Annotated in this window: 20 protein-coding genes; 8 read left to right on the forward strand and 12 right to left on the reverse strand. The window is 30.7% G+C overall.

What is annotated here, in order from left to right; genetic code table 11:
* Positions 1-6: 6 nt before the first annotated feature.
* Entirely contained in the window at positions 7-369 is a 363-nt protein-coding gene (locus ACMHJW_RS03910; protein ID WP_413532114.1) for a hypothetical protein, read from the reverse strand.
* Positions 370-485: 116 nt separating this feature from the next.
* Here ACMHJW_RS03910 and ffh point away from each other — a divergent pair, with 116 nt between their 5' ends.
* On the forward strand, positions 486-1,847 hold the full coding sequence (ffh, locus tag ACMHJW_RS03915) for a signal recognition particle protein (protein ID WP_413532115.1): 1,362 nt from the start codon (positions 486-488) through the stop codon (positions 1,845-1,847).
* Positions 1,848-2,022: 175 nt separating this feature from the next.
* Here the strand turns inward: ffh and ACMHJW_RS03920 are convergent, their stop codons facing one another.
* The 5 genes from ACMHJW_RS03920 to ACMHJW_RS03940 form a co-directional block, all read right to left on the reverse strand.
* On the reverse strand, positions 2,023-4,188 hold the full coding sequence (locus tag ACMHJW_RS03920; RefSeq protein WP_413532116.1) for a SusC/RagA family TonB-linked outer membrane protein: 2,166 nt from the start codon (positions 4,186-4,188) through the stop codon (positions 2,023-2,025).
* Positions 4,189-4,196: 8 nt separating this feature from the next.
* On the reverse strand, positions 4,197-6,719 hold the full coding sequence (locus tag ACMHJW_RS03925) for a zinc-dependent metalloprotease (protein WP_413532220.1): 2,523 nt from the start codon (positions 6,717-6,719) through the stop codon (positions 4,197-4,199).
* Between the two features lie 136 nt (positions 6,720-6,855).
* Positions 6,856-8,481, reverse strand: coding sequence for a histidine kinase (locus ACMHJW_RS03930; RefSeq protein WP_413532117.1), 1,626 nt, complete (start codon positions 8,479-8,481; stop codon positions 6,856-6,858).
* 597 nt (positions 8,482-9,078) lie between these two features.
* Positions 9,079-9,558, reverse strand: a complete 480-nt coding sequence (locus tag ACMHJW_RS03935) for an ester cyclase (protein WP_413532118.1) — start codon at positions 9,556-9,558, stop codon at positions 9,079-9,081.
* 47 nt (positions 9,559-9,605) lie between these two features.
* Positions 9,606-9,998 carry a hypothetical protein gene (locus ACMHJW_RS03940; protein ID WP_413532119.1) on the reverse strand — a complete coding sequence of 131 codons (393 nt, stop codon included), beginning with the start codon at positions 9,996-9,998 and terminating at the stop codon, positions 9,606-9,608.
* A gap of 90 nt (positions 9,999-10,088) precedes the next feature.
* Between ACMHJW_RS03940 and ACMHJW_RS03945 the strand changes: the two genes are divergently transcribed.
* The 6 genes from ACMHJW_RS03945 (at position 10,089) to ACMHJW_RS03970 (ending at position 15,329) form a co-directional block, all read left to right on the forward strand.
* Positions 10,089-10,622: a methyltransferase gene (locus tag ACMHJW_RS03945; RefSeq protein WP_413532120.1), complete on the forward strand. Its 534-nt coding sequence runs from the start codon at positions 10,089-10,091 to the stop codon at positions 10,620-10,622.
* A complete protein-coding gene (locus tag ACMHJW_RS03950; RefSeq protein ID WP_413532121.1) occupies positions 10,582-11,469 on the forward strand; it encodes a glycosyltransferase in 888 nt (295 codons plus the stop codon). Before ACMHJW_RS03945 ends, ACMHJW_RS03950 begins: the two co-directional genes overlap by 41 nt.
* Positions 11,470-11,477: 8 nt before the next feature.
* Positions 11,478-12,242 carry a hypothetical protein gene (locus ACMHJW_RS03955; protein WP_413532122.1) on the forward strand — a complete coding sequence of 255 codons (765 nt, stop codon included), beginning with the start codon at positions 11,478-11,480 and terminating at the stop codon, positions 12,240-12,242.
* A gap of 106 nt (positions 12,243-12,348) precedes the next feature.
* Positions 12,349-13,173: a hypothetical protein gene (locus ACMHJW_RS03960; protein WP_413532123.1), complete on the forward strand. Its 825-nt coding sequence runs from the start codon at positions 12,349-12,351 to the stop codon at positions 13,171-13,173.
* Positions 13,174-13,274: 101 nt separating this feature from the next.
* Positions 13,275-14,957 carry an RluA family pseudouridine synthase gene (locus ACMHJW_RS03965; protein ID WP_413532124.1) on the forward strand — a complete coding sequence of 561 codons (1,683 nt, stop codon included), beginning with the start codon at positions 13,275-13,277 and terminating at the stop codon, positions 14,955-14,957.
* A 21-nt stretch (positions 14,958-14,978) separates the two neighbouring features.
* Positions 14,979-15,329 (forward strand): hypothetical protein, encoded by a 351-nt coding sequence (locus ACMHJW_RS03970; protein WP_413532125.1) that lies wholly within the window; start codon positions 14,979-14,981, stop codon positions 15,327-15,329.
* 68 nt (positions 15,330-15,397) lie between these two features.
* Here ACMHJW_RS03970 and ACMHJW_RS03975 read toward each other — a convergent pair whose 3' ends face one another.
* The 5 genes from ACMHJW_RS03975 to ACMHJW_RS03995 all read right to left on the reverse strand — a co-directional run bounded on the left by ACMHJW_RS03975 (position 15,398) and on the right by ACMHJW_RS03995 (position 22,496).
* A complete protein-coding gene (locus tag ACMHJW_RS03975) occupies positions 15,398-16,804 on the reverse strand; it encodes an efflux transporter outer membrane subunit (RefSeq protein ID WP_413532126.1) in 1,407 nt (468 codons plus the stop codon).
* 2 nt (positions 16,805-16,806) lie between these two features.
* Positions 16,807-19,962, reverse strand: a complete 3,156-nt coding sequence (locus tag ACMHJW_RS03980) for an efflux RND transporter permease subunit (protein WP_413532127.1) — start codon at positions 19,960-19,962, stop codon at positions 16,807-16,809.
* A gap of 13 nt (positions 19,963-19,975) precedes the next feature.
* A complete protein-coding gene (locus ACMHJW_RS03985; protein WP_413532128.1) occupies positions 19,976-21,214 on the reverse strand; it encodes an efflux RND transporter periplasmic adaptor subunit in 1,239 nt (412 codons plus the stop codon).
* Between the two features lie 7 nt (positions 21,215-21,221).
* Complete coding sequence (locus tag ACMHJW_RS03990; RefSeq protein ID WP_413532129.1) at positions 21,222-21,716, reverse strand: hypothetical protein; 495 nt, start codon at positions 21,714-21,716, stop codon at positions 21,222-21,224.
* 219 nt (positions 21,717-21,935) lie between these two features.
* Positions 21,936-22,496, reverse strand: coding sequence for a hypothetical protein (locus ACMHJW_RS03995; RefSeq protein WP_413532130.1), 561 nt, complete (start codon positions 22,494-22,496; stop codon positions 21,936-21,938).
* A gap of 240 nt (positions 22,497-22,736) precedes the next feature.
* Between ACMHJW_RS03995 and ACMHJW_RS04000 the strand changes: the two genes are divergently transcribed.
* A complete protein-coding gene (locus ACMHJW_RS04000; RefSeq protein WP_413532131.1) occupies positions 22,737-23,183 on the forward strand; it encodes a KTSC domain-containing protein in 447 nt (148 codons plus the stop codon).
* A 71-nt stretch (positions 23,184-23,254) separates the two neighbouring features.
* Here ACMHJW_RS04000 and ACMHJW_RS04005 read toward each other — a convergent pair whose 3' ends face one another.
* On the reverse strand, positions 23,255-24,229 hold the full coding sequence (locus ACMHJW_RS04005; RefSeq protein WP_413532132.1) for a deoxyhypusine synthase family protein: 975 nt from the start codon (positions 24,227-24,229) through the stop codon (positions 23,255-23,257).
* Positions 24,230-24,238: the final 9 nt, after the last annotated feature.

Raw genomic sequence — 24,238 nt, forward strand, 5'->3', positions numbered from 1 at the left:
TTTTTCTTAAAGCGAATATTGTATCATTTTCGCTGTGAATTTTTGTTTTTCTAATGTAGATAGAAAATATTTTTGCTCTGCTTCAGCTTGTTCTTTTTTCTGATAATTCTTTTCGTAACCAGTCTGAATTTCTTTTAAAGAAGCAATTGTTCCATTTTTCAATAAATAATTTTGAAACTTTTGATATCTATCAGCTAACTTTCCATAGATATCTTTATTATCGATGCTCGCTTCATAAACATCTGTCACATAAACTTCATTATTTTGTCCATAAGCAATGGAATAAAAATAATACGTTTGATTACTCTTTATTTGACTGAAAACCACCCCAGAAATAAAGAATAAAAATAATACTAAACCTTTTTTCATTCAACCAAAATTTGATGCAGCAATTTAAACATTAATACTTAATTACAGCGCTTATTGTCTGAATTTATATTTTTCGGTATAATTTTTTTATATTTGTGTTCTAAAATTGACTCAAAATGTTTCAAAATCTTCAAGATAAACTAGATAAAGCATTACATACCTTAAAAGGAAAAGGACAAATTACAGAAATCAACGTTGCAGAAACCGTAAAAGAGGTACGTAGAGCACTTGTTGATGCCGACGTTAGTTATAAAGTTGCGAAAGATTTTACAAATACTGTAAAAGAAAAAGCATTAGGAGAAAATGTAATTACATCACTTAATCCTGGACAATTAATGGTAAAAATTGTTCATGATGAATTAGCAAAATTAATGGGAGGAGAGGTTACTGAATTAAAAGTAGACGACAATCCTTCAATTATTTTAATCGCTGGTTTACAAGGTTCTGGTAAAACAACTTTTTCTGGTAAATTGGCAAATTTCCTAAAAACTAAGAAAAACAAAAAAGTATTATTAGTTGCTGGAGACGTTTATCGTCCTGCCGCTATTAATCAGTTACAAGTTTTAGGAGAACAAATTGGTGTTGATGTTTATGCGGATTTAGAAAACAAAAATCCTGTAGAAATTGCGCAATCTGCAATTGCACAAGCAAAACAAAACGGAAATAATGTAATTATTATAGATACAGCTGGACGTTTAGCAATTGACGAACAAATGATGGATGAAATTCGTCGTGTTCATCAAACGGTTAATCCAACAGAAACTTTATTTGTTGTAGATTCTATGACAGGACAAGATGCTGTGAATACTGCAAAAGCATTTAATGAAGTTTTAAATTATAACGGTGTAGTTTTAACTAAATTAGATGGTGATACTCGTGGTGGAGCTGCTTTAACGATTAGAACTGTTGTCGATAAACCAATCAAATTTATTTCTACTGGTGAGAAAATGGAAGCTTTAGACGTTTTCTATCCAGAACGTATGGCTGATCGTATTTTAGGAATGGGTGACGTTGTTTCGTTAGTAGAACGTGCTCAAGAACAATTTGACGAAGAAGAAGCAAAACGTTTACAAAAGAAAATTGCTAAAAATAGCTTCGATTTTGATGATTTCTTAAAACAAATTCAACAAATCAAACGTATGGGAAATATGAAAGATTTAGTTGGAATGATTCCTGGTGCAGGAAAAGCATTGAAAGATGTTGATATTGATGATAATGCTTTCAAAGGTGTTGAAGCAATTATACATTCGATGACAAAAAAAGAACGTCAAAATCCAAACATCATAGATAATTCTCGCAAGAAAAGAATTGCTGCTGGTTCAGGAACATCTTTACAAGAAGTAAATCAGTTGTTGAAACAATTTTCTGAAATGGGAAAAATGATGAAATTTATGAATTCAGCAAATGGTAAAAAGATGATGGAAACAATGTCTAAAAATATGCCAGCTGGTGGATTCCCAGGAATGCCAAAAATGTAAAAGATTTTAAAATCTTATTTTATATATAAAAACCTTCTTTTTATTAGAAGGTTTTTTTTATATCTACAGTGTATCATTTGTTTGTATTTAACATAATATATATTATAATAATATTATTTCAATGAAATAATATTATTAATAATCTTTATTATGTTAAGTAGGATGTTATTTATCCTTATCTATGATTCGAAATAAAGTCGACATTCTCCATAAATGATTCTTTTGAAACTAACCAAGAAGCAGAAACTGCCCAAATTGGTAAATATTTGTATTTTTTATTAACACCAAATAAATTCGTTCCATCGTAACGAACACTTCCAAAAACAGTATATTTTCTGTCTAATGTATAAGAAGCTGTTGCGAATGTAGAAACATATGCATTTTCATCTGTTGGCATTTCTCTGTACGTTTCGTAACGTTTGTCAGCTGCTGAACTAGCATTTGGAAAAATAATTGGTGTTCCTGTTTTATTTGTTTTATTGTAACCAAAAACACGTGTTAAAGTCGTCTCATTTTGTGTATGACGAATTTCTGAACCAACCATCAAGTCGATTTCGTGACGATTGTTAATCGTTGTACTATATGTTCCTTGTAATTTCCAGTTGTATTGATAAAATTCGTTATCCCAATTTTGTTTAATTCCACCATCTGGTAGGAAATATAAATATTGTCCAGATTTATAATAACGCGTATTTTCTCTCATTTTACGCGTAAAATAAGTTTCTTGTTCTGCGAATTTTTCTGTTTTATTACTATCGTATTGTATTCCGAATTGAGATGTTAATTTTAAGCCTTTTGCTAATTGATAATTAAGATCAATAATACCTTTTAACGAACGGTTTTTTAATGTATATTTTGTATTATCTCTTTCCTCAAGAAAATTGAAAGGAATAGAACGATCTTCAAATCCATCAATATCTTGATCATAACGATAAGAACCATCAGCGTTAAAAGGAGATAAATAAGGGTTTGCATTTCGTGAATAGTTAATCGGATTGATTGATGCATCTGCATCAGTTACAAAAGATTTTTTATCACTTGATGTCGCAAAAATAGAAATTCCTACATCTAATTTATCGTTTAATTTATAATTGTTTTTTAAAGTAAGATTATAACGCTCAAAACCTGTTCCGATTGTTGTTCCTTGTTCATCATAATAACCCAAAGAGAAATAATAATCAGAACGGTCGTTTCCTCCAGAAATACTTAAACCATATTGCGTATTGATTGCGTTACGGTAAAGTAATTTTCCCCAATCTGTTGTATTATTTCGTAACGAATTGATTTGATTTTGAGTATTAAGATCTAAAGAACTAAATCCACCATTTCGTAAAGCGTCAAGTTGACCATTCTTTTGTAAGATTCTCATAACTTCGCCTTTGTCTGTACGATATGTTAAATCTGAACGACCAGCAAGCATTAATTCTAAATCAACTTTCTGAGAAGCATTTAATAAATTTAATCTTCCAAAATCTGGACGAGCCGTTACAAACGTATTCGCAGAAAAGTTAACAGTCATTGCTCCTTTTTTACCACGTTTTGTTGTAATTGAGATTACACCATTTGCAGCTCTTGCTCCATAAATTGCTGTTGCAGCAGCATCTTTAAGAATCGTAATATCTTCAATATCATTTGGATTTAATCCAGCGATAGAAAAGTTTTGTAATTGATCGATATTATCTTTATCGCTAAAATTTGGAACATCATTTCCTTCTAAGGGTAAACCATCAATCACCCATAATGGATCTTGTGGACCAGAAAGAGAAGCTGTACCACGAATTCTAATTTTGCTTGGAGAACCTGGTGCTCCAGTTTCTGTTGTTACAGCGACACCCGCAACTTGACCATTTAATAATTGATCTACACTCGCTACACCTGCTTGTAGGATATCATCCATTTTTACAGTTGCTACAGCTGATGTTAACTTACGTTTTTCAATTTTTTGATAACCAGTTACAACAACTTCTTTTAGATCATTATTATCAGGAAGTACTTGACCAGAAGTTGGCTTCAGACTTACGTTATACGTTGTTAAATCTGTAGAAAGTTCAATTAATTTAGAATCATAACCTAAATAACTAATTAATACAGATTTCGTATTCGCTGGGACTTCTAATGAAAAGAAACCATCTTGATCTGTAACAGTACCAACTGTTATACTTTCTATAATTCCTTTTTGATCTGTTTTTGTTGAAATCGATTGAGCTTCAATTTTTACAGACGCACCTGCAATTCCTTCCAAAGATTTTTCATCTTGAACAGAACCTGTAATCACTCTCTTTTCTTGAGAAAATGCGATACTTGCCGCAAAAAGTGGCAAAAGAATGAGTGTCTTTTTCATTTCTATACTTACTTTAAAGCTTCTTTAATACGAATAATTAAATCAGCGTAATGAGCTCTTGTCGCTTCATCACCGCTATTCTTTTTCTTGTTTAACAAAGTCAACACGCGTTGCAATTCAGCTCTTTTATAAGTTGTCACTTCTGACACTCTTTTCATAGAAGAATAGTTAATATTACGCGCCATTTTTTCCTCGTCTAAATAATTACAGATAGTTGGTAATTGTAGGTTTTGGTCAATTGTAAGTCCTGTTACAGTTGTTTTTTCAAATAATTTATTAGTCGAAACAATCAATGCATCAACATAATTTTTTTGAGTCATTTTCTCAAGTATCGTTAAGTTTGATTTTTTATCAAAAACAGCACTTCTTACTTGATCAAATAGATTATTAACTGTATATATTTTTTCTTTTGAATTTAATTCTTGGTGTTTCAATTCATTTTCTAAAATGCGTAATAAACGATCATCAGAAAACAAATTATAAATCAAACCATATTGCATTTCTCTTGCTAATGTGTACGGCGTTTGCTCGTAAGGTCCCATTGGCGAGTTTTTGATTGCATATGTTTTATCTAAAATATCATTGAAGAATAACCATTTTGGTAAATTGATAACATTTTCATTAAGATAATTCACCGCTTTACGTTGCATATCTGCTGGAACAGCTTCGTAAGCTTTTTTATCAATACCGAAATATGTATTATTCAAATAGATTCCTCCAACATTTGCTAAAACATGATTTGAATATAAATCCCACTGCCCGATTGTTTGGTAATATAATTTACCTGCATTAATATAGCTTTGTCCATCTTCGTACGTCCATTTCAAGATATTATCTGAAACACGTTTTAAGTTTTTCATACCATATTCACTCGCCAAAACAGCATCATTTCCTAAGTCTTCTGACTGAGAACGAGGATCTATAGTATTCAAATAACTTTGTTGTTCTCCATAGAAATACATTGGATCATCTTCATGTTTTTCTATCATTTTACGAAGAGATGATTTCTCTGTTTCTTGATTTGGATACCAACGATATCCCCACTCGATTGCATATTTATCGTACAATCCAATTTTTGGTGTTATTGCTGTTACACCATCTTCTGGTTGAGCAACATAATTGTATCGTGCATAATCCATAATAGATGGTGCTGTTCCTCCCATTTTATCAGTAAATTCTTTCGAACGTAAAGATTCTACAGGATAAGAAAAAGATGCTCCCATATTATGTTTTAAACCAAATGTATGACCAACTTCGTGAGAAGAAACAAAACGAATTGCTTCACCCATGTGTTCGTCACTAAACTTGTTTCCTCTTGCTTTAGGATCGATAGGTCCTGTTTGGATACGCATCCAATCATGCAAAGAAGTCATTACATTATGCCACCAAATAATATCAGCTTCTAAAATTTCTCCACTTCTAGGATCTACGACAGATGGCCCCATTGCATTCGCTTTTGGAGAAGCTGCATACGTAATTACTGAATAGCGTACATCGTCAATGTCAAAATCTTTATCGTCCTCAGTTGGTTCTTTTGCAATAACTGCATTTTTGAAACCAGCTTGTTCAAAAGCGACTTGCCAATCGTGTACACCAGCAATAATTTTTTGACGCCATTGTTTTGGTGTCGAAGGATCGATGTAATAAATAATCGGTTTTTTAGGTTCTACTAATTCACCTCTTAAATACTTTTCTTTGTCCTCGTCTTTTGGTTCTAAACGCCATTTTGTAATGAAACGTTGATCTTCCATTTTGTGTTGAGCATCATTAAAAAACCAATGTTTTTCTGTAAAATACCCTACACGATTATCTGATAGCCTAGGTTGCATAGGTGTTGACGATAGTAAAACTATATTACTTGTTACACCCAAGGTAACGGCTAAATCTACCCCTCCTTCATTCACACTTGTTGTCAACTGAGACTTGACAACAATGTTTTCTGGAAATGTTTTCACATTTTCCACATATGATAGATTTGCCTTTACCGAACCTCCTAAACCTACATTCGTTAATACATCATTAAAACTTTTTTGATTTCCATCAAAAATTTTATTCACTTTGATAGCTACCGCTGTTGAGTCATTATTTTGCGCTTCTATATCAAAAACTTCTATAATTGATTCTGAAAAGTTGTCTTTTACAGAAGCTGTAATTGCATCATTTTTAGGAGAAGAAACTTGTGGAACAATTGTTTTTACCCACACTTTTTTAGCGACTTTATCATGATAAAAAGAAATCACTTTATTTTCGTAATTCATCCCTTTGTTCAATCCTGCTTCGTTTACTTGCATTGGAACTTGAGATAATTTATTAACGACCAAAAATTGGCGACCGAATAAACTATCAGGAATCTCGAAATAAATATCTGTATCGACTTGAATTGTGTTGAACAAACCTTTTTTATAAGTTCCTTTCTTTACTAATTCATCTATTTTTTTAACTTTCGTTACAGCAGAATCTTTTTTTTCTGTTTTCTCTTTATCCGCTTTTTTATCTTCCTTTTTCTGTCCATAAACAACAGCAGAAGACATTGCTAAACCAAGATATAGTGCTAATTTATAATTCTTTCTTTCCTTACTCTGACTCATTCAAACGTTAAATTATCATTAATTATGGTATAAACTTAATAGCTGTTTTTTTATAATAATAGTTTTTTGGAGTGAATGGTTAATTTTTTGGAGTGAATGGATATTTTGAATTTATATAAGGTAAAATACAAACAAATTCATCCTTTTCTACTTTGGTTAAAAAATTATGGATTTGATAATATTTATAGATTTTTTGTAAGTATTTCAAACCAAACTTTTCATTTTCTACTACATTACTTTTTTTCTGAAAAGTATTTTTAACAATAATAAAATCGGATTTAACATCAATATTTATCGTCAAAGGTTGATCGATTGTAGCAATATTATGTTTTATCGCATTTTCTACAACGATTTGTAAAGCTAAATATGGAATGTTTTTTTCTAAACTTTTTGAATCCTCAATTTGCAAATCAAAAATTAATTCTTCCGAAAATCTACTTTTTTGCAAATCCATATATTGTTCTATAAAATCTAATTCCTTTTTTACCAAAACAATATTTTCATTTGGTGGAACAATAAGATAACGATAAATTTTAGAAAGATTCATGGTAAATTTCTGTGCATTCTCTTTATTCAAGCCAATTAACATGTAAAGTGAATTGAGCGAATTGAATAAAAAATGTGGATTTATCTGATCTTTTAATTGTTGTAATTGCGTTAATGTATTGGCATTTTTTATCTTTTCATTTTCTACTAACAATCTATTTTTTTCTTCAACAACCAATGCTTTTTCCAAATGAGCTTTTGATGTTATTTTATTGAATAATAGAAATATAACCGTGATTAAGAAAACAGTTCCTAAAAATATAAACTTGATATAAAATTTAGTTTGTTCTACTTTTTCATCAATGATATAACTTAGATGATTCACAACAATATAACCTTCAAAATTCTTGGTATGCAAAGGTTTTATAAATCGTTTAATAGCTGACCCTTTTATAAATTCGGACGAAGCCTCATTCAATGTATATTTGTCTTGAGGAAACTTAGATTTAATTGTACTTGTTATCGTATCATTTGCTTTAATATCTGTAAAATCGAAAATATTTTTCCCAATAAATTCTTCATTTGGATGTGTAATACAAATTCCATCTTTATTAAAAACGTACACATAATTGGTTGAAGTAACATCTATTGTTGTAAAAAACTTATACAAATCATATAAATTTATGGTAGAACCATAATACATATTTTTGTTATCTGCCAATTGAATCGAATCATAATTCACCCAATATAATGTATCTTTATAATCAACTAAAAAGTTATTAATCTTTTGATTTTTAACAGAATATATAGAATTTATTTCGCTAAGATTAGCTTGATTAATTGTTTTTGAAAGAATAGATTTATCTGTTATTTTGTCTTTTTTCGGATTGTATGCTGAAAACCAATCATTTCTAATTAATTTTCGATTTGAATTTAATTCATTTAAAACAATAAAATGATCAGCAAAATTATCGCTGTTGCTTTTCTTCACAACATTTTTGAGAATTTCTTGATATTCTTCTATATTCTTGAACTCAAATTCTATTGCTTCAGATTTTCGCAAAAATCCTTTTAATACAAAATCATTACTACTTTTTTGGCTCTCATTATTGATCAAAAAACTCAAAATAACAAGCGCTATAATAGCAATAATACTAACGATTAAGGCTATAACATAAATTAATTTGTTGGATAATTGTAAACGAGAACGAAAAGACAAAATATATTTTTTTGCAAAAGTAAGCGATGTTATTAAATCAAAAAAATGAAATAATTTTTTATCTAATCAATTCATTTTGTTTATAATATACTTTATTGAAAATTTATAAAAAAAACAACATTCCTCCTATTTTAGTTCGAGTTTTCTTCGGAGATTCTTCGAGAAAATCCCCATTTTTCCAGTAGTTTGTCGAAGAGTTCTCGAAGGAAGGTCGAACAATGGTCGAACAAACTAAAAATCAACCAAAAATATAATTCCACTCAATCTATTATGAATAAAGGCTTAGAGATGATTTGAAATTAACTTATTACTATAGTTGTTTAAAATTATCAAGGACAGATATGGACAGAAGTGGACAAATGTGGACAAACACGGACAGAAAATTCAATTTTTGTATTTGATATGTAATAACTTACTATATTTATTCTCCGTAACCAAAAAACTTATAATGATGACAATTTCCAAAAAAATATTAACCATATAGCTACATCTTCTTTAACAGGCAAAGCTCTTATTTTATGCAACTATATGGTTATTTTTTTATTTAGATCAGGAAGATCTAAATCTAGCGAAACGATAATTCTATTGAATTATTCACTAAAACATTGGATGCTCATTCGCAGCTTCTTTCGGAACATCTTGTTGCACATCCCAATGTTCAACTATTTTTCCATCTTTCAATCGAAAAATATCAATTACAGATTTTAAGGAACCATCTGGATTTATATCTTTCACATGCAAGAAAACTAAATCACCTTCTGCAGCAATGTGTTGAACATCTATTTTAGTTTTTGGAGCTCCTTTAAACCAACTTTCTGCAGCTTTTTTAAATGCAGCTGCACCATCTGCAACTTCAGGATTGTGTTGTATATATTCTGTCGCAATATACTTGTCAACCGCTGTTAAATCTTTATCACCAAACATTTGTTGGTAGAAATCGAGTACAACTTTTTTATTGGATTCAATTTCTGAATTTGTGCTTGTTTGGTTTGTTTCTGTTTTATTTGTACAACTTATTAGCTGTGTTGATAATAAAATTGTTGAACCAATTATAATTGGGATAATAAACTTTTTCATTCGTATTGTATTTGAAAATGAATTATCAAAAATCTTTCCGAATTATATTATTCTGCTTTTTCTTTTTGGGTGAATAAATGCGAAATAATTTCTAATTTATCTTTTTTGAATAAACTCAAATTATCAATAAAAAATGGTGTGAAATGAAAAGTATGTTGATCTATAATGCCGAATTCTTTTCTATTTGATTCATAGATAACAATTCCTGTACGTAAAAATGGTTTCGTAGATATTTTGTATAATACAATATCATTTGTAAATAAACGTCGGTTGCGTTTATCAAAAACTGGTATTCCAATATCTATCGTATCAAATTGAAGTGGGGTTTTGAGCCAAGAAAATTCATTATATCCTTTGAAAAAAGTTTCACCATTTTCTTCTTTTGCAAAACCTTCTACCTTACTTTTATTTCTTAATCGATAATACACAGCCGTTTTCATCTGGCAAATTTGCAATAAAAAATTTTAAAATAGAAACGAACAATATTAAAAATAGATGTTTAAATTTATCCTCTGAAAATAATAGAAATAATGTACAAAGTTTATCCGCAGAAGAGATACAATGAAACCTTAGCTTTACTAAAAAAGTTTGCTTCACCTTCTGATAAAATTCTTGATTTAGGCGTTAAAAATCCTTTTACAGATGTAATGCTAGAAAATGGTTATAATGTAAATAATACGAACGGTGACGATTTAGACTACTATTATAAGGATTTACAAAATTATGATGCTAATTTTGTGACAGCTTTAGAAATATTAGAACATTTGGTAAATCCTATGGAGGTTTTGCGCAATTTGCCTGGAGATAAATTATTAGCTTCAATTCCTATGCGTTTGTGGTTCTCGCCTGCTTATAGAAATCAAAATGATGCGCGAGATGTACATTACCACGAATTTGAGGATTGGCAATTTGATATGTTAATGGAAAAAGCTGGATGGCATGTAATCCATCGTCACAAATGGACACATCCGTCGAACAAATTAGGAATAAGACCTTTATTAAGAAGAATTACACCAAGATATTATGCTGTCTACGCAGAACGAAAAAAAGACTTTGCTTACTAAATATTCTATTGTTATACCGGCGCATAACGAGGAAGAATTTATTGCGATCACGCTAAATTCTCTCGTTAATCAAACAGTTTTACCTTATGAAGTGATTGTTGTGAATGATCATTCAACAGATAAAACACAACAAATTGTAGAAGAATTTGCGACAAAATATCCTTTTATAAAATTAAGAAATATCTTGTCCAAAGGAGAACATCAACCTGGAAGTAAAGTGATTCAAGCTTTTCTAAAAGGGTATGAAATCATTCAGCCTAATTATGATATTATTGTTAAATTAGATGCAGATTTAGATATTCCTTCTAACTATTTCGAAACTATTTTGCATCATTTTAATGAAGATGATAACATTGCAATGGTTGGTGGATTTGCTTATATAAAGAAGGATGAGAAATGGATTTTAGAAAACCTAACCGATAAAGATCATATTCGTGGCGCTTTTAAAGCTTATCGAAAAGATTGTTACGAAAAAATTGGAGGACTTCGTCCGCATATGGGTTGGGACACTGTAGATGAATTGCTTTGCAAATATTATGGTTGGAAGGTTATAACAGATGAATCTTTGCATGTAAAACATTTAAAACCTACTGGAGCGAGTTATAATAAATCGGCACTTTATAAACAAGGAACTGCATATTATGCTTTGGGATACGGATTTTGGATTACATTGATTGCTGGTACAAAATTAGCTTTAAGAAAAAAGAAACCTGCTTATATTCTGTATTATTTAAAAGGTTTTTTTGAAGCAAAATCTAATGGAACTAAAAAAATGGTGAATCGAGATCAAGAAAAATTTATCAGAAATTATCGATGGTCTAAGATGAAACAAAAAATAAAAGGTTAAATTTGAAAATGCGTTATTGGTTTACATATATTCTTGCGACTATTCCTCTTATCGGTTTTGCTCAAAACAAACTGATTACAGGATCTGTAGTTGTTGATGAAGGAGACGGTTATTTTACAGCAGTTTCTGACGTACGCATAGAAAACCTAAAATCTGAAAGTAAAACTTACACAAGTTCCTCAGGCTATTATTCAATTCAAGCAAACATAGGCGATACAATATTATTTGAAGCAGATTTCTTAATTCCTAGAAAGATTGTTGTCAATCAAAATATATATAACAAAGGCTTTTTACAGGCTCATTTAGATATAGAAACCATAGAATTGGGAACAGCAACTATTGGAAAAGGACCTTTGCAACCAAAATATCATCGTGATGATAAAACCGATTTGTACAACAAAATAGGATTAGATCAGCGTTTACGAGATTTAGAACCAAAGAGAGATATTGCAAAGTTCAAACCATTAGATGTTCTAAATCCTGTAAGATTAATTGGTCATATGAACGGATTTTATCGCGATCAACGTAGAGTTCGAAATTATGAAAACAAGTTTTCTCTTATTCAAGAAGTAAAGAATTATTATCCAATTGACTTTTATACAAAACAATTAGAAATTCCTGAATATAAAATTGAAGAATTTCTATATTATGTAAATGCTCGTTATCCGCTTCAAGATAAAGTTTTAAGTAGACAATTTGGTACAATAATGATTGATTTAGAATCCTATGCGAAAGATTATTTGAATGAATTGAATCAAAATAAAACGCAATAATTCTTAATGAATTTTTAAAATTTCATCAATAAACGTTAACTAAATTGATGCTAATTTATTAAGCGTTATCTTCGTAAAAGTAATTAAACGTATTAAGCACGAACAATTGAAATCACTATTTACCATTCTAATATTGCTATTATCACATTTCATTTTTGCACAAGAAAAATGGATTCAGGGAAACATTATTATTGACGATTCTGAAGATACAGCAGAAGGAGTTTATGTCACAAATCTGAGAACAAATCATACAACGATTTCTAATTTCACAGGAACTTTTCTTATTCAAGCAAAAGTAAATGATACATTGAAAATACAATCTGATTGGTACGAAAATCGATTAATTATCTTAAGACCAAATTTGTTCAATAAACAAACAATTGTTGTGCATTTGGCTGTGCAAACTATTCAGTTGAATACAGCGTTTATTGGTCCAAAATTAACTGGAATTTTAGAAAAAGATGTAAAAAATGGTAAAAAGACAGATGTGATTACAAAGCTTTATAAAAGTCTTGGTGTTAATCCTGATATCAAGCCAATAAAAGATACATCTTCTTTAAAAACTGGTTTGCTTAGTGGCGATATTACTTTAACACGATTGGATATCGGTCGACTATATGATGTTTTTTCTGGCAAAGCAAAACAACGAAAAGCGCTGATCGATTATGAAAATAGATATGATGAAATAACAAAAATTAAAAATTATTTCGGAGAAAGTTATTTTACAAATGATTTAAAAATTCCAAAATTTAAAATCAGAGATTTCATTGAAAATGCATTAACCAATACAGAAACTAAAATAGAATTGAATGATGTTAATTATTTTAAATTGCTTCAACTTTTCAATTCTTACAGTAAAATATACCTCGATTATTTATATGGAAAAGTCCCAAATAATACGAATTTTATAAAAAAGGATACAATAAATTAACGAAGAAGAGCTTGATAATTAAGCTCTTCTTTTGATTTATAATCATTCGTTTCAAAAATTATAACTTATAATTTACCTTTGCATCGATTTTAAAGAAAAAGATGTCGAATTACTTTCAATATTTTAAACAACCAATTACAGCAATCGAACTTCCCAAAAAGTTTGATTATCCATTTTATTATGAACCAACAGAAATTGCGAAACAAGCATGCAAAGAGTTGCAAGAATATTTGGAAAATCAAACCGATTTTGAGCATAATTTTGGTTTAGAAAATAACAACTCCACTACTCCAATTGGTAAAATGTTTGGCGTTTTAGTTGTTCGAAATAATATTGGAGAAATTGGATATTTAGCTGCTGTTTCTGGAAAATTAGCTAATACAAATCAGCATAAGATTTTTGTTCCTCCTGTTTTTGATATGTTGAACAAGAACGGTTTTTTCTTAGAACAAGAAGAACGATTGAATGAAATTAACCGCATTTTAGAAACGTTGGAAACTGACTCGATTTATATTCAACTTAAGAATGATTTACAACAATTTGAAATCAATTCTAAAGTGAAAATAGAAGAAGGAAAACAACTTTTAAAATCAAATAAAAAAGATAGAAAAGTTCAAAGAGAATCGATTTCTTCGACAATGACAAAGGAAGAAATTGAATTTTTTGAAGCAGATTTAATCAAACAAAGTTTACGCGATAAATATGAATTTAGAGTGTTAAACGAAAAATTAGCTGCTGAAAAAGAGATTCTATTAAACAAAATAAATACTTTCGAAACTGAAATTAATTCATTAAAAGAAGAACGAAAAATAAAATCGAATCAACTTCAAAATCAATTGTTTAATCAATATCAGTTCTTGAATAGGTTTAAGCAAGAAAAAGGATTATTAGAGATTTTTTCTACAACATCATTTCAACAACCACCCGCTGCTGCAGGAGAATGCGCTGCGCCTAAATTATTACAATATGCTTTTCAGAATGATTTAGAACCAATTTGTATGGCAGAATTTTGGTGGGGAGATTCTCCTAAATCCGAAGTTAGAAAACATGGTCAATTTTATCCTGCTTGTACAGGAAAATGTGAACCAATATTAGGTCATATGTTACAAGGAATTGAGTTGAATGAAAATTTGCTTTTGAAACAAAATTCACAAGTCGAGGAATTAGAAATCTTATATCAAGATGATGATTTGGTTGTGATTAATAAGCCAGAAGAATTTCTTTCTGTTCCTGGAATTGAAATTAAAGATTCGGTTTATCTCAGAATAAAACATCAATTTCCTAATGCAACTGGTCCGATTATCGTGCATCGTTTGGATATGTCAACTTCCGGAATTCTTGTTTTGGCTTTGAATAAAGAAAGTCATAAAATACTTCAACAACAGTTTATCAAACGTCAAGTTAAGAAACGTTATGTTGCGCTTTTAGATGGAAATATTGAGAACGATAATGGCTTTATAGATTTGCCTTTGCGTGTTGATTTAGATGATAGACCAAGACAAATGGTTTGTGATGAACATGGAAAAACTGCGCAAACAATTTATGAAGTAATTCGAAGAAAAGAGAATAAAACGTTGATTTATTTTTATCCAATTACAGGACGTACACATCAATTGCGTATGCATGCTTCGCATCGTTTAGGATTAAATGCGCCAATTATTGGCGATGATTTGTATGGAACTAAAGCGAATCGTTTACATTTACATGCTGAATCTTTAGAATTTACACATCCTAAGACGAAAGAATTGATGAAATTTCAGGTAGATCCAAATTTTAATCTCTAATTTTGCGAAAGAATACAAAGAATGGAAAATAAAAATTTGACAATACGAGAAGTGATTTATCGTGATATGGATACATTGATTATGGCAAAATTGCAAAATGGATCTAATATTTCGATTGATGATTTGATTGATATTTCTTCCTATTTAGCTGCGAGCTTGTTCCGCGAACGTTGGAAACAAAAAGGTGAATTGAACGAAGATGAAGTAAATATTGTTTTAGGAAATATTGGTGATTTTTGTAATGAACATTTTGGTGAATATTTTAAACAACAAGATTTTGATAAGATTGTGAAAATATCTCAGTTATTGTTACAAAAACCTACATTTGACAATGATTCGCAAGAATTTTTTGATGAAATATTAAAGAAATAATTTTAAGATTAATCATAAAAAATACCTCTCAAAAATTGAGAGGTATTTTTTATTAAGATTAGATTTGCTTATTGCCATCCACCTCCAACAGCTCGATATAATTCGACCATTGATGATAAAGATGATAATTTTGCATCAACTACATTCAACTCAGCATTCAAACCATTGTCTCTGGCTGTAATTACTTCTAAATAATTAGCCATACCATAGTTTAACAATTCTTCTGAATAAGAAATTGCTTGGTTGTATAATTGATATTCTTTTTGTTTATATTCAGCTTTTTTCACTGCAGCATCATACGTATACAAAGCATCAGAAACCTCTTTACTTGCATTTAATATTTTGCTTTTGTAATTAATCAATGCATTTTCTTGATTAGCTAAAGCAACCTCTTTTTGAGTACGAATTTTACGTTGTTGTAATAAAGGCTGCGTTAAACCTCCAATAACTGTAGCAAATAAAGATTGCGCGTTAAACAATTTATCAATGTCAATCCCCTGAACACCTCCTGTTGCAGAAATCGTTAAAGAAGGATAAAAACTAGCATTCGCAATATTTACATTTTCAAAAGCATTTATCAATCCAAATTCTGCAGCTTTTATATCGGGACGATTTTCCAATAATTGAGCTGGAACACCAACAGATAATTTTTCATTAATGCGTTGAGAAGCAATATTTGTACGATTAATTGATTGAGGATTTGTTCCTAAAAGAACACTCATTACATTTTCGTTCAGTTTAATACCGTTTTCAACATCAACTAATAATGATTTTACATTAAATAATTGAGCTTCTGTTTGGTTAACTGCAACCTCAGTTACATTTCCAGCTTCTTTTAAAGCTTTCGTTGTTTCTAGGCTTTGCTCGCGGTTGATTAATGTTTTATCTAAGATTCTCTTTTGCTCATCTAACGCTAATAAGTTGTAATATGCATTTGCAATAGAAGCAACAATTTGAGTTTTAACAGCTTTGTGAGCTTCTATGGTTTGCAAATAAGTTGCAGCAGAAGCACGTTGATTACTTCTGATTTTACCCCAAATATCTGCTTCCCAGCTTAAATTTCCAGAAACTTCATATTGACTTTGACCTCTTTTTTGAATCAATGCACCAAATTGTGTATTAAGTGAGTTTTCTGTAAATGTATATTTTGGTCCAAAAGATAACGTTGGTAAATAACCTGCTTTTCCTTGCTTAGCATACGCTTCAGCAACTGCAATATTTTGCAGCGCTGAACGTATATCTAAATTATTTTGTAAACCTTGATTAATCAAAGCTTGTAATTGAGTATCTGTAAAAATTTGTTTCCAAGAAACAGTAGCGATACTTGCACTGTCTTTTGCAATCACATCTGTTCTGAAATTAGCTTCATTTAGAACTGCTTCAGGACGATGATAATCTTTTGCTACGAAACAAGATTGTACAGCAAACAAACCAGCTGCGATTAAAGTAATATTAAATATTTTGTACTTTTTCATTTTTAGATTGAATTATTATGTTCAATTTCTTCTTGAGGTCGATCAAATTTAACTGGCTTAACTTTTTCTTGTAATGTTTGGAAAACAACAAACAATACAGGAATAACAAATACACCTAAAATTGTACCTACTAATAAACCAAATGCTGCTCCTGTTGCAACTGAACGGTTACCAGCAGATGATACTCCAGTAGCGAATACTAATGGCATCAATCCTAAAATAAATGCAAAAGATGTCATCAAAATTGGACGTAAACGAGCCTTAGCTCCATCTACAGCAGCTTGCACAATTGACATTCCATGTACACGTCTTTGTAAAGCGAACTCTACAATCAGAATGGCATTTTTGGCCAATAAACCAACTAACATAATCAAGGCAATTTGGAAATAGATGTTATTTTCTAATCCAGCTAACCATTGAGATAGATATGCTCCCATCATACCACATGGAACAGATAATAATACTGAGAATGGTAAAATATAAGATTCATATTGAGCTGATAAAATGAAATACACGAAAATGATACATAAAGCAAAAATCATTACAGTTTGAGAACCTGAATTAATCTCTTCTCTTGTTAGACCTGTAAAGTCAGTACCATATGATGTTGACAATGTTTGTTCAGAAACTTGATTAATTGCTGCAATCGCATCTCCTGTAGAGAACCCTGGTTTTGGAGCACCATTAATATTAGCTGATGTAAATAAATTAAAACGATCAACAGAGTTAGGTCCATATACACGATTTAAGGTTACAAATTGTGAAATAGGCGTCATTAATCCCGAATTCGTTTTTACAAACATTTTATCTAAACTTGTTTCGTTTATACGATCTTCTGGTAAAGCCTGAATATACACACGGTATTGTTTACCAAAACGAGTAAAGTCAGCTGCATATAGTCCTCCAATATATCCTTGTAAAGTTGAAAAAATAGAACTTACAGAAACACCCGATTGTTTTGCTCTTTCAATATTAATATCTATTTCATATTGAGGGAAACTTGTATTCAAAGAAGTTTGAGCATATAAAATTTCTGGACGTTGCATTAATGCCCCAATGTATTCTTTCGCTATTTTATCAAAATCATTAATATCTCCACCTGTTTTATCTAATAATTTCAATTCAAAACCAGAAGATATACCGAAACCTGGAATTGATGGTGGTTGGAAGAAAATCATTTGTGCATCAGGTAGCTGAGCTGCCGCAGCAAACAATTGACCAATAATTGATTGTACTGAAAGTTCATCCGTTGTACGTTCCTCAAATGGTTTTAATTTAATAAACATCATACCATAGTTAGAACCAGCACCAGAAATAATAGAGTTACCTGAGATAATTGTTGCTTTATCAAGTCCTTTGATATTTTTAATTTTATCTTGAAATTGTTTTTCAACTTCATATACACGGTCCATAGAAGCACCGGCTGGTAATTCAATATTACCAATAATAAATCCGTTATCCTCAGTTGGTACGAAACCTGTTGGCATCACTTTTCCAATTCCCCAAATCCCTAAAGAACTTGCTATAATCAGTAAGAATGAAACCCATTTATGCTTAACTAAAAACTTGAATGAATTACCATATTTATGCGTCATACTATTAAATGCAGCATTGAAAGCATCAAAAAATCTTTGTACAAAGTTTCTTTTTTGCTCTCCTTCTTGATGAGGTTTCAAGAATAATGCACATAATGCAGGTGATAAAGTCAAGGCATTTAATGCAGAAATTAAGATGGCAACGATTAACGTAATACCAAATTGCTTATAGAATACTCCTGTAGGACCTGAGATAAAGGTTACTGGAATGAAAACCGCACACATAACTAATGTAATAGAGATAATCGCTCCAGAAATTTCGTCCATGGCATTTTTCGTTGCATCCATAGGCGCCTCGTGATGCGTTTCCATTCGTGCATGCACAGCTTCTACTACCACAATTGCATCATCCACCACAATACCAATGGCGAGAACTAAGGCAAATAACGTTAATAAGTTTAACGAGAATCCTGCCAAATTAAGGAAGAAGAATGTTCCAATAATCGATACTGGTACAGCAATTAATGGTACTAATGTTGAGCGGAAATCTTGTAAGAATATATAAACAACAATAAACACTAAAATGAACGCTTCTATCATTGTATGAACAACTTTAGAAATAGACGCATCTAAGAATGTGTTTGTATCCATCAAGATTGTATAAGAAACTCCTTCTGGTAATAATTTAGAAGCTTTTTCCAACTCAGCTCTTAAGTTTACAATAATTTCTTGAGCATTAGATCCAGGTGTTTGATAAACAGCAAATACAGCAGAAGGATTACCATTCATAGCAGCACGTGCTGCATAAGATTGTGCTCCGAATTCTATATCTGCAACATCTTTTAATCTTAAAACTTGACCGTTTGGTAAAGCTTTAATAACAATATTACGATACTGATCTTCTGTTTTATAACGACCAGAATATGTAATTGTGTATTGGAACGATTGTCCAGAGTTTTGTCCTAAAGAACCCGCAGCAGCTTCAAGAGATTCTTGAGATAAAGCAGCAGAGACTTCAGCCGGAACTAAACCATAACTAGCCATACGAGAAGGATTCAACCAAATACGCATCGAATAAGTCATTGCTCCAAAAACAGTTGCGTCTCCAACTCCTCCAACACGCTTTAACTCTGGAATAATGTTAATATTTAAATAGTTTTGAAGAAAAATCTCGTCATACTTTGGATTTGTTGAATTTAAAGAAGCAAACATCAAAGCAGAAGTTTGTTGTTTCTGTGTAACAACACCTGAGCGAGTTACTTCAGAAGGCAACAATGGTGTAGCTCTAGCCACACGATTTTGAACGTTTACTTGTGCAATATCTCCATCAATACCTGGTTTAAAAACAACATCGATAGATGCAGATCCATCATTGGAAGAAGTTGAAGATATATAATCCATTCCTTCTACTCCATTTACTTGTTCCTCAATAGGAATAATTACGGACTCCATTACTGTTTTTGCATTGGCTCCTGGATAAGAAGCTGCAATTTTAACAGTTGCGGGCGCAATATCTGGATATTGAGTAACTGGAAGAGATACAATCCCCAATATACCCAATATTAATATAATAATAGAAATTACCGTAGATAATACGGGTCTTTCAATAAATGTCTTTAACATATCTATTTAAAATTTAGAATACAGTTTTTGTTGATTCTACGATTTTATCAAAATTAGCTGGTTCTGGTTTGATAGCTGATTTATCACGTAATTTTCCTACACCCTGTGCAACAACTTTGTCACCTTTTTTAACTCCATCTTTAACAACTGCCATATTATTTGCTCTTTCTAATACTGTAATTGGAGTTGCATAAGCAGTATCTTTTGTTACTTTGTAAACATAAGTTAATCCTTGTTGTTCAAATGTTGCAGCTTCTGGTACCACTAAAACATCAACAAAAGTTTTTGGTACTCGAATTCGCCCAGAGTTTCCATTTGCTAAAATTTTAGCTTGATTACTGAAAATAACTCGGAAATCAATAGTTCCTGTTGTAGGGTTTATTTGACCTGTAACAGTTTGTATTTTTCCTTTTTCAGGATAAGCATCTCCATTCGCTAATATTAATTCAACTGGTGGAATTTTATTCAATTTTTCTTTTAATGTAGTTCCTTCAGATTTTGAAATAAAATCTAAGTATTCTTTTTCATTCATTGAAAAATAAGCAAATACTCTACTTGTGTTTGAAACAGTCGTAATTGGAATTTGATCAGTAGGACCTACTAATGTTCCTTGACGAGAAGTAATTGATCCGATTACACCGCTAATAGGTGCACGAACAACAGAATAATCTACATTAGCTTGTGCTCCTTTAAAGTTAGCTTGCGCTTGTGTAACTCCTGCTTGTGCTTGAGATTTAGCAGCAACAGCTTGATTATAACTTGCTTGCGCTTTCGCTAAATTAGCTTTTGCAGTTTCTAATTGCACATTACTAATAATGTTTTTCTGTACTAGCGGAGTTAGTTTATCCACTTCAACCTGAGCTGCTTGCACTGATGCTTGAGCTGCACTTACATTTGCTTGTGCGGCTTTTACATTTGCTTGTGCTGCACCAACACCAGATTTTAATGCATCAGCATTTTGAGTTAAAACATTTGTTTCTAACTTAAATAAAGGCTGTCCAGCTTGTACATATTGCCCTTCGTCTACATAAACTTCTGTAATGTAACCTTGTATTTTTGCACGGACATCATTATTCACAATACCTTCTATACTTGCAGGATATTCATCATAACTATTCACCACTTTCGTAGGTACATCAACTACCGGATAAGGTGTTGGACCTTGTGCTTGTTGAGCAGCAGCATCTTTCTTTCCACAAGAAGTCAAAGCCATTGCCAAAGCACCCACCATTATAACGTTAACGTTTTTCATATTATTTTTACTTATTTTCTAGTTGTATTTTATTGATTTTTTGTATTGTATCTTCTAATATCACTTTTGTTTGATTAAGATGCTCCAAATAGATGTCAACGACTCTATGATCAACATTTTTAGAAAGTGTATTATTGGCTATTTTATATTCTTTTATTCGGTTCGTGTATCCTATATCTTGAGAAATCATTTCATATAGAAACTCTAATTTCTCTATCAAATGGTTAAAATTTAATCTAAAATATCTTTTTTTAGAATTAATCTTATTTATATATTCGATATGTTTCATCGATAGTAAGTAATTGATCGAACTTGATAAAGAGCTTTTACTTACCTTAAAAACTTCAAGAAGTTCCTCGAAGGTAAAACCTTCATCATTGGATTCTAAAATCATATAAGTTTGTAACTTAGCTGTTAATGGAGGAAACTTATATGTCTTCTCTAAAAACACACTAAAACAACAAAATAGATCAGAATTACATGCTTGATTTGTTATATTCATAATGTGTATGTCTGCAAAACGAGGCAAATATAAAACAGTTAGTTCGGTTTAAACAGAACTAACTATAATTTTTTCGATATTTAACAATAAATTAAATTAATAATTTGTTAATTCATCGTTTTAAACGATAACAAAAAACAGACCAAAAACCACTTATAATAAATACTTTAGGAAGAAAATAGATGTATTATTATGAAGGAATAGAGAACATTATCCTATTTACCCAAGATGAAAAGAAATAGGTGTTTTCTTTAAAAAATTGTTAATTTTTTCAATATCGTTTTCGTAATCATACTTTAGATCATCATGAAATTTGTCAAAAAGTGATTGAATCAATTTCAGTCTACCTAATTGATATTTGTACAATCTTTCTGCATTAGTACCTGTTGTATAAGTTTCAAAAAGATAAGGATAACGATCGAAAGATTCTAGAATTATATCTTTTCTCAAATCAAATTCTGATACTTTGTCTCTTGTGATTTTTGTATGATAATTTACGATTCCACTTAAAGTTTTAAGCGTTAACAACAATTGATGATGACTTCTATTTATATTAATCTGATTGATTAAGTTATTTGATTCATTAAACTGAAAATCAATCTTATCTTGAATTATTTTTATTCTCTCTCGCAAATCACTTTCATCTTCTAATAATTGAAAATGTAAATGTTCTACTAAGGTTTTATCTTTATTAATAAGACGTAAAAGAAGTCTATCTTTTTCTTTAGATGGAAGATCTAAAATAGCGATTTTCAATTCAGGAACATCTTTCAGATTCATATGTTTTTAGTTTATTGCTAGCTTGCTTAAAAATACAAAATTATTCTAGAAAATTTACTTTATTCTAAACGAACAAATAGATAAAAAGAATTGATGTAAAGATGGATAATATTGTGACTGAATATCAAATTCTCAACAAAAAGAAAATTATTTATCAAATTCTTAACAAAAGTTATTGATATTAAATGTAATTCGTGATTTATAATGCGTACTTTTGCATTCCGAAAAAAGGATTATATTATGAAAAGCGTTGTAGAACACAGAAAATTACTTGGAGTTGATAAAAATGTAACTCTAAAAGAGTTGAAAACAATTTACAGAAATACGATGAAAGATGCGCATCCTGATAAATTTATCAATGACGAAGCAGGTAAACTAGAAGCTGAAGAAAAAAGTAAAGTTGTGATCGAAGCTTACCACTTTTTAGTAAGTATAAATCCTGAAACACACGAAAAAAATAAAGCAGAATACACAACTACAACGACAAAATCTAACATTCATGACTTTTATATGGATGAACAAATTTTGAAAGTAGAGCATTTAGATGGAAATCATTATGAATATTTCGGTGTTCCTAAAAATACGTACATTAAAATGGTAAATTCTGATTCTCCAAGCCGTTTTGCTAGAAGACATATCTATGGAAAATTTACACATAGAAAAGCTGGAGAAGTTATAAAAGAATAATTACCGAAACAATATAGCATAAAAAAAACCACTTCAATGAAGTGGTTTTTTTTATGCTTAATATATTCTAATTAGTTTCCTAAAATGTAATTGAAAATCAATGGAGCAACAATAGTTGCATCAGATTCAATCATGTATTTTGGAGTATCAACATCTAATTTACCCCAAGTAATTTTCTCATTTGGAACAGCTCCCGAATAAGATCCGTAAGATGTTGTAGAATCAGAGATTTGACAGAAATATGCCCAGAAAGGAACATCTGTCCATTCTAAATCTTGATACATCATTGGCACAACACAAATTGGGAAATCTCCAGAGATACCACCAGCAACTTGGAAGAAACCTACACCTTTACCATCAGAATTTGCACGATACCATTCTGTTAAGTAAATCATGTATTCAATTCCAGATTTTACTGTAGAAGCTTTTAAATTACCTTTGATTACGTTAGAAGCAAAAATATTTCCTGTTGTAGAATCTTCCCAACCTGGACAAACGATAGGTAAATTTTTCTCTGCAGCTGCTACAATCCAAGAATCTTTAGGATCAATTTCATAATATTGTTCTAAAACACGAGAATTTACAACTTGATATAAGAATTCGTGTGGTAAATAACGCTCACCTTTTTCTTCTGCAGCATGCCAAACATGTTCCAAATGCTCTTGTAAACGACGGAAAGCTTCCTCTTCTGGAATACAAGTATCTGTAACACGGTTGAAGTGTGTATCTAATAATTCGCGTTCTTGTTCTGGAGTTAAATCGCGATAATTTGGAATTCTTTTATAATGAGAATGCGCAACTAAATTCATTACATCTTCTTCTAAATTCGCTCCTGTACAAGAAATAATATGTACTTTATCTTGACGAATCATTTCAGCTAATGAAATTCCTAATTCAGCAGTAGACATAGCTCCACCCAAAGAAATTAACATTTTTCCACCTTCTAATAAGTGCTGTTCATATCCTTTTGCCGCATCTACTAAAGCAGCTGCATTAAAGTGTCTATAGTTATGTTCTATAAACTGACTGATTGGTCCTTTACTCATTTTATTTGT

The organism is Empedobacter brevis, from assembly GCF_965118635.1.
GTDB classification, from domain to species: Bacteria; Bacteroidota; Bacteroidia; order Flavobacteriales; family Weeksellaceae; genus Empedobacter; species Empedobacter brevis_A.

Bases quoted from the DNA above. Each gene is read 5' to 3' on its own strand.
- ACMHJW_RS03910 (WP_413532114.1), bottom strand. From the start codon at position 369: ATGAAAAAAGGTTTAGTATTATTTTTATTCTTTATTTCTGGGGTGGTT.
- ffh (WP_413532115.1), top strand. From the start codon at position 486: ATGTTTCAAAATCTTCAAGATAAACTAGATAAAGCATTACATACCTTA.
- ACMHJW_RS03920 (WP_413532116.1), bottom strand. From the start codon at position 4,188: ATGAAAAAGACACTCATTCTTTTGCCACTTTTTGCGGCAAGTATCGCA.
- ACMHJW_RS03925 (WP_413532220.1), bottom strand. From the start codon at position 6,719: ATGTCTTCTGCTGTTGTTTATGGACAGAAAAAGGAAGATAAAAAAGCG.
- ACMHJW_RS03935 (WP_413532118.1), bottom strand. From the start codon at position 9,558: ATGAAAAAGTTTATTATCCCAATTATAATTGGTTCAACAATTTTATTA.
- ACMHJW_RS03940 (WP_413532119.1), bottom strand. From the start codon at position 9,998: ATGAAAACGGCTGTGTATTATCGATTAAGAAATAAAAGTAAGGTAGAA.
- ACMHJW_RS03945 (WP_413532120.1), top strand. From the start codon at position 10,089: ATGTACAAAGTTTATCCGCAGAAGAGATACAATGAAACCTTAGCTTTA.
- ACMHJW_RS03950 (WP_413532121.1), top strand. From the start codon at position 10,582: ATGCTGTCTACGCAGAACGAAAAAAAGACTTTGCTTACTAAATATTCT.
- ACMHJW_RS03955 (WP_413532122.1), top strand. From the start codon at position 11,478: ATGCGTTATTGGTTTACATATATTCTTGCGACTATTCCTCTTATCGGT.
- ACMHJW_RS03965 (WP_413532124.1), top strand. From the start codon at position 13,275: ATGTCGAATTACTTTCAATATTTTAAACAACCAATTACAGCAATCGAA.
- ACMHJW_RS03970 (WP_413532125.1), top strand. From the start codon at position 14,979: ATGGAAAATAAAAATTTGACAATACGAGAAGTGATTTATCGTGATATG.
- ACMHJW_RS03975 (WP_413532126.1), bottom strand. From the start codon at position 16,804: ATGAAAAAGTACAAAATATTTAATATTACTTTAATCGCAGCTGGTTTG.
- ACMHJW_RS03980 (WP_413532127.1), bottom strand. From the start codon at position 19,962: ATGTTAAAGACATTTATTGAAAGACCCGTATTATCTACGGTAATTTCT.
- ACMHJW_RS03985 (WP_413532128.1), bottom strand. From the start codon at position 21,214: ATGAAAAACGTTAACGTTATAATGGTGGGTGCTTTGGCAATGGCTTTG.
- ACMHJW_RS03990 (WP_413532129.1), bottom strand. From the start codon at position 21,716: ATGAATATAACAAATCAAGCATGTAATTCTGATCTATTTTGTTGTTTT.
- ACMHJW_RS03995 (WP_413532130.1), bottom strand. From the start codon at position 22,496: ATGAATCTGAAAGATGTTCCTGAATTGAAAATCGCTATTTTAGATCTT.
- ACMHJW_RS04000 (WP_413532131.1), top strand. From the start codon at position 22,737: ATGAAAAGCGTTGTAGAACACAGAAAATTACTTGGAGTTGATAAAAAT.
- ACMHJW_RS04005 (WP_413532132.1), bottom strand. From the start codon at position 24,229: ATGAGTAAAGGACCAATCAGTCAGTTTATAGAACATAACTATAGACAC.